Origin of the sequence: Pseudomonas sp. MD195_PC81_125, assembly GCF_014060985.1 — a bacterium.
Classification (GTDB): Bacteria; Pseudomonadota; Gammaproteobacteria; order Pseudomonadales; family Pseudomonadaceae; genus Aquipseudomonas; species Aquipseudomonas parakoreensis.
In genome coordinates this window covers 1-6,301 of the sequence record NZ_JABULD010000414.1, presented here as the reverse complement: position 1 = coordinate 6,301, position 6,301 = coordinate 1, and the positions used below count along the sequence as shown (strand labels likewise).

Here is a 6,301-nt window from a genome sequence, read left to right as displayed (position 1 = left end):
CCGGGGCGGCCGGTTGCGGCGGCGCCGGTGGTTGCTCCACGGCTTTGGGTGCTGGCTTCGGCACCGGTTTAACCACCGGTTTCGGCTTGGGTTTAGGGATCGGTTTAGGCGGTGGCGGCTTCACCGCCAACTCGTCTTCAACCGGTGGCGGAGGTTCGACCACCGGCGCGGGCGGCGGCGGTTCAACCACGGGCGGCGCGGGTGGTGCCGGATGCGAAAACTCGATGGTCATCGGTGGAATTTCCGGCGGCACGATCGGCAACGCGGCGTGGGATGCTGGTTGATCCAGTAGATCACCGCACCATGCACCAGCAGCGCCAGCACGCCGAGCAGGATCGCTTCACGACGGCTCAGAATGCCCTTGGGCGCGCGCTGCAAACGCAACTGCCCCAACGGCACACGATGGGGCCGGCCGAGATCGACCAGCTCGCCACTTGGTGTCTGGCGCCACAGCAATTCCTGTGCGCTGGCGGCGGTCTGGACATTGCCCATTGATTTACTCCCTGCGGTCTCTTTGCGTTCTTTCGCTTGGCCGATCCGTCGTTTGTTGAATCCCCCACGGCGTGATCGATGGGTCAATCATTGGGCCAGCGGCTTATCTCCGAAAGTAATCTTTCATGTTATGGATAGACATTTATGGAATATGAAAAACGGTCATTTCCGCCAAAGCCACGGGCTGCAAGGCTTCCAGCGATTCGCCGAAATCGACATGCTTTCCCGGCATAAAAAGTATTCATCCAAGGCATCGGGTTATCGATGACCCGGGATTCAGTGACAACTAATACCAACGTGATAGTTGAAAAACTTTTCAAAAGGCAAACAAAAAGGCCGATGCACTTTTAATGCATCGGCCTTCGATTTACGGAATTTTTTATTGCTTCACAAACTCCCCGGCCAGCCCCACAACATCACCATCAAAGTTAGTACGCGAACCCACCGCACGAACTTTCGAATAGTTGTGATCCGGCGAGAACAGCGTCCAGGACTGATAGCCAGTGCCGTCATTCAGCGCCGCGAACGTGATGATCGTCGGCTGCCCGGTACTGTTCTGGAAATGGTAATGCCCGTAGGCGATGTCGTAGTTCACGCCGTTCTGGCTGAACTTGCCGCTGAAGGTGCCGTTGGAATCGTTACCATCGGTGATCGTCAGTTTGGCGCCAGCGTTAGCGTTTACATAATTGCCATTAATGCTCGACATAACGTGATTTCCTTTATCGTTGGATAAGTGTCTTCCGATGAGAGCAAGTTTCCTCCTGGAAACTCACGACACACAGGATGGTTGTCCATTGACTTATTGTCCACGGCACTTATCAACGATATTGCTATATACACTATTCATGTCGCTCATAACTTATTTCGATTCCGAAGAGCCTTAATAACTAACGGCTGACTTGGGTTTGTTGCACACCAATGGCCGGCACCAGAACTGCCGTCTCTGAACGCGGCGTTCCCGCCGGCACCCAGTCATAACTCACAGGCAGCGCGCGATAGACCCAGTTGCTGATTGCATCACTGCCCGGCGCCTTGCCCAGATACGGGCTGACATATTCCCAGACGTTTTCACCGCTGGCCGTGACCTGGAAAAACCGCCCGTTCATGCCTTCGTCGATTAGCGTATTGCCATTGGGCAAGCGTCGCGCGCTGCTGATGAATGAACTGTAGAAGGCCCAACCCGGCTGCTTCGAATTCGCTGCGCTGTATTGCCAGACGATTTCATTTTTCTGCGGGTCGATTTCCAGCACCCGCGAGCCGGAAATCAGCCCGAGGGTAACGTTTGGATAGCCCGCCGAACCCTGGTTATCGAACACCAGCAGATTACCGGCACCGGGGAGCCCGGCGGGGATGATGTGCGCGTCGTGCTGACCGACAAACTGATCCACCGGACGCGGTAATTTCTGCGCGGTTTTCGGGTTGATCAGCGGCAGGTTCGGGCCGAGGCGCCACACCACTTTGCCGCTGTGCTTGTCGATGATCGCAATGAAGTTGGCATTGCGCGAATCGAGCAACAGGTTGTCCGGATTGAAGCGTTTGTCGCCGGCATCGAACCACTTGTTCGGCCCGACCACGCTGAGGTTGTTGATGTGCAAGTAATCCGGATTTTCGCTGGCGTGCACCAGTTTCAATTGCTCCGGGGTGAAGCCGAATTCGTTCAGGTGCTCCGAGGCCAGCCACTGCCATTTCACCGCACCGTCAGGACTGACTTCATAGATCGCATCGTCGATCACCTCAGGCACTTTGAAGCCTTTGACCTTATGCACCTTGTTCGCCAGCACCACCGTGTTGCCGCTGCTCAACCGGCGCTGATCGTGGTGTTGCTGTGCTGCGCCGCCTGGGGCCTTGTCGCCCCACTGCCAAACGACTTTGCCGCTCCAGTCCAGTTCGCCGACGCTCTGATTGCCCAGACCGTTACCGGCGGAGCCGAGCTTGCCCGGATCCTTGTCACTCAGTTGCAACAGCACATGCCCGCGCGCGCCGCCGACCAGTTGCGGGTCGATGATCGCCGACGGGAAACCCGCCTGTGGCCAGGTTTTCACCTCGTTGCCGTTCATGTCGATCAAGTGGGTCTGCTTGTCGGCGCCACTGAAGATCACGTACTGGTTGAACGCTTTGTTCGGGTCATAGCGGGTGACGCCGGTCGGGTACACGCTGGGGGCGGCGAACACTCCGGTGCTTGAGACTGCGCCGGATAACAACAGGGCTAAAGCGGTTTTGCCTGGCAACATGATGCAGCTCCTTGAATGACGGATCAGAAGTCGTAGCGACCGGTTACGCCGAGGGTGCGCGGCGTACCGAGCAGGCCTTCATAACCGCCGTTGCCGCCGGTCCACAGCGTCGTGTAATAGGTCTTGTCGAAGGCGTTCTTCAGCCACAGCGAAACGTCCCACTGGCCCTGATTGAAATCGCCACGCAGACCGGTGGACAGGTTGACCACGGCGTAGCTCGGGATCTGCCCGTAGTCGGAATCCTCGACCGTGCCCACCGCTTTGGAGCGGAACGCGTAACTGCCGGTGACGTAAGGTTGCAGACCGTTGGCCAGATTCCATTCGTATTTGCCGTTGGCGTTGCCGATCCATTTCGACGCGCCAACCACCTGGTGGCCGCTGAGGTCGCAAGAGGCCGGTGCGCCGGGTGCCTGGCTGACTTCCGGCGGGCACGGTGCATCTTTGTACGAGAGATAGCTGACGTCGTTGTACGAGCCGTTGAAGTTCAGGGTCAGGCCGCGCAACGGGATCACCGTGCTTTCGAATTCGACGCCGCGTGAGCGCACCGAACCGGCGTTGGTCAGGTATTGCACGCGGTTGACGTCGTCGTAGGCGTTGGTCTGGTAGGCGTTGACCTGGGTCCAGAACACGTTGGCGTTGAGCTGCAAACGCCGGTCCCACAGCGTGCTTTTGAAGCCGAGTTCGGCGTTGTTGGCCCGTTCGGTGCCAATCAGCAGCGAGTCGGCGCCGGCGGTTGGCGCCGAACCCACCGCGAGGTTCACGCCACCGGATTTTTCCCCGTGAGACAGCGTGGCATAGCCGAGCAGGTCATCGGTGATGCGATAGCTGAGGTTGAGCAGTCCGGACGGGCTGGAGCTGTACTGATTCAGATCGCCGGAGTCGTAGGCACCCGTGCGTCCGCGACGTGCGGTGGCCGCTGCGCCGGTGACAGTGGCACCACCAACCGGCGCATTGCGGGTGACCCAGGCGTTCTTCTCTTCGTAGGTGCCACGCACCCCGGCAGTGAAGTCCAGGCGCTCGGTCAGGTGCCAGGTGCCTTGGGCGAACAGGGCGAAGCTGTCGGTCTTGATGTGGCCGTTGCCGACGCTGCCGACGTTGGCCAGCGCGCCGCGTGGCGTGCCGTTCCAGATATCGGCTTGCGGGCCGTAATAGGCGAAGGACTTGTTGTCGAGATCCGAGCCGAAGTAGTACGCGCCGATCACGTAATCGAAGAACTCGCCCTTGGGCGAGGCGAGGCGAAACTCCTGCGAGTACTGTTTATCTTCGACCGAAACCCCGGCGTTGTAAGTCGCGGCGACGTTGAGACCGTCGTCGTTGGCCGGGGTGAAATTCCAGAAGCGATACGAGCTGATCGAGGTCAGGGTGAAATCGCTCGGCAGCGTCCAGTTGGCCTCCACCGACGTGCCGCCCTGATGCACGGTGACGTGCTGATCGTTGTCCAGATTGACCTTGCGGTGCGAGCCGTTGACCAGCGTCGCGCCGGCGGCATTGGCCCGCGACTGGTAGAGGTTGACGCCGTTGATGGTCGGCCCGGTGTTGTACAGCACGCGGGTGCCGGCGCTGGAATCCTCTTCGTTGTAGTCGCCGATCCAGCGCAGGTTGAAGTCTTCATTGGGCTTGAACAGCAACTGCGCGCGGAAGCCATCGCGCGAGCCACCGTTCAGGTCATGACCGTTGTATTCGTTCTTGATGTCGCCGTCGCTGCGGGTGCGATAGGCCGAAAAACGTCCGGCCAGTTCATCGTTGAGCGGCCCGGAAATGGTGCCCTTGGTCTGGAAATACCCGTCCTCGCCAACCGAGGTTTCGATGCTGCGTTCCGGGGTAAAGGTCGGCGCGCGGGTACTGATGTTGATCACCCCGGCGGTGGTGTTCTTGCCGAACAGCGTGCCCTGCGGCCCGCGCAGGACTTCGAGCTGTTCGATGTCCATCAGGTCGAACACCGCCATCCCCCGGACGGCCCAGATAGACGTTGTCGATGTACAGACCGACGCTGCCTTCCAGACCGTCGCTGGCCGGGTTGTTGCCCAGGCCACGAATCGACACGCTGGACTGGCGCGCGTGCATGTAGGCGACGTTGACGCTGGGCACCAGTTGCTGCAAATCCTGAATCCGGTAGACCCGCTGCGTCTCCAGCGTCTGACCGCTGACCACGCTCATCGGCGTCGGCACGTCTTGCGAACTTTCTTCGCGCCGGCGGGTGGTGACGGTCACGGTTTCCAGCTGCGAGCTGTTGGCCGCAGGCTTGCCGGCGGGAGCCGGCGGTGGGGTGTCGGCGTCGGCGGCGTAGCTCTGAGTCCAGCTGGCACTCCCCGCCAGCAACAGGGCCAGAGGCAGGCGTTTGAGCCGTCGTGGCGTTAAGGGTGACGCAAGGTTCAACGGACTCATGGCGCGGCTCCTGGTCAAAAAACACACAGACATCTTCAACGCTGCATATTCTTTTAAGTTATTTATTTATGGATTTACAAATATTTACTGCATAAGAGATTGCCTTTATAAGGAGTCGACCTAATGCATATCCAATGCATTTCCCGGATATTTTTTATGTGAAAAATGCATATCGACTTGCGCCAACTTCGACACTTCATCGCCCTCGCCGAACAACGCAGTTTCGTCGCCGGCGCGCAGGCGGTGAACCTGTCGCAGTCGGCGTTCAGCCGCAGCATCCAGGCGCTGGAGCACAGCGTCGGCTGTCAGTTGGTCGATCGCGGGCGCAAGGAGTTACCCCCGACCAAGCAGGGTCAGGTGCTGCTCGAACATGCGCGGCGACTGGTCAGCGGCGCGCAGCAGATGGCCAACGAGATCAGTCAGTTCAATGGGCTGGAGGCGGGCGAATTGCGCTTCGGTTGCGGCCCGGCGCCGGCAGCCGGATTGATCCCGCGCGCGATCGGCGCGTTCATCGGGCGCTACCCGAAAGCGCGGGTGCAATTTCAGGTCGATGACTGGCAGAGCCTGAGCAAACGCCTGCTCAGCGAAGAGTTCGAATTCTTCGTCGCCGACACGCGCCACTTCGAAGCCGATCCGGATTACCTGACGTACCGTTTGCGGCCGCGCAAATGGCATTTCTGCTGCCGCGCCGGGCATCCATTAGCGGCATTCGAACGGGTTTCGGCCGAGCAATTGATGAGTTATCCACTGGCGGTGAGCCTTCGTCCGCCGAACCTGCGCAAGGTCATCGTCGACCTCAGCGGCCGACCGGATTTCACCCCCAATGTCGAATGCGAAAACAGCTCAAGCCTGCTCGGCGTGGTGCTGCGTTCGGATGCCATCGGCATCGTTGGCGCGTATTCCGACGCACTGCATCAGGTCAAGGGCGAACTGGTGTGTTTGCGGATCGAGGGTTTGGCCGATGACCTGGAGGAGCTGTACACCCGTTATGGGATTGTCAGTCGGGCGGGGTATCGGTTGTCGCCGCTGGCCGAGGCGATGATTGAGCAGATCAAGGCGATTGATGCGGTAGATGAGGAGGTTTGTTCACTCGAAAATTTAGCTGTCTGAGCTACCGCTATCGCTGGCAAGCCAGCTCCCACAAGTTCCGGGTGTTCACATCATTTGGGCTTGGCGCAAATCCTGTGGGAGCT

At 59.5% G+C, this 6,301-nt stretch carries 3 protein-coding genes and 2 pseudogenes; 1 reads left to right on the top strand and 4 read right to left on the bottom strand.

All coding sequences use genetic code 11. The annotated features are described in order from the left end of the window. The 4 genes and pseudogenes from HT737_RS16950 to HT737_RS16935 form a co-directional block, all read right to left on the bottom strand. Positions 1-492: pseudogene (locus tag HT737_RS16950) on the bottom strand (energy transducer TonB); the annotation flags it as partial. 379 nt (positions 493-871) lie between these two features. Beyond that, entirely contained in the window at positions 872-1,198 is a 327-nt protein-coding gene (locus HT737_RS16945; RefSeq protein WP_007952780.1) for a hypothetical protein, read from the bottom strand. A 181-nt stretch (positions 1,199-1,379) separates the two neighbouring features. Then, the gene (locus HT737_RS16940; protein ID WP_047290781.1) at positions 1,380-2,723 is read right to left on the bottom strand and encodes an aryl-sulfate sulfotransferase; all 1,344 of its coding nucleotides are present in this window, start codon (positions 2,721-2,723) and stop codon (positions 1,380-1,382) included. A gap of 23 nt (positions 2,724-2,746) precedes the next feature. After that, positions 2,747-5,108, bottom strand: a pseudogene (locus HT737_RS16935) (TonB-dependent receptor). A 165-nt stretch (positions 5,109-5,273) separates the two neighbouring features. On the opposite strand from HT737_RS16935, the gene HT737_RS16930 reads away from it, so the two are divergent. Then, positions 5,274-6,218: a LysR family transcriptional regulator gene (locus HT737_RS16930; protein WP_047290779.1), complete on the top strand. Its 945-nt coding sequence runs from the start codon at positions 5,274-5,276 to the stop codon at positions 6,216-6,218. Positions 6,219-6,301 lie beyond the last annotated feature (83 nt).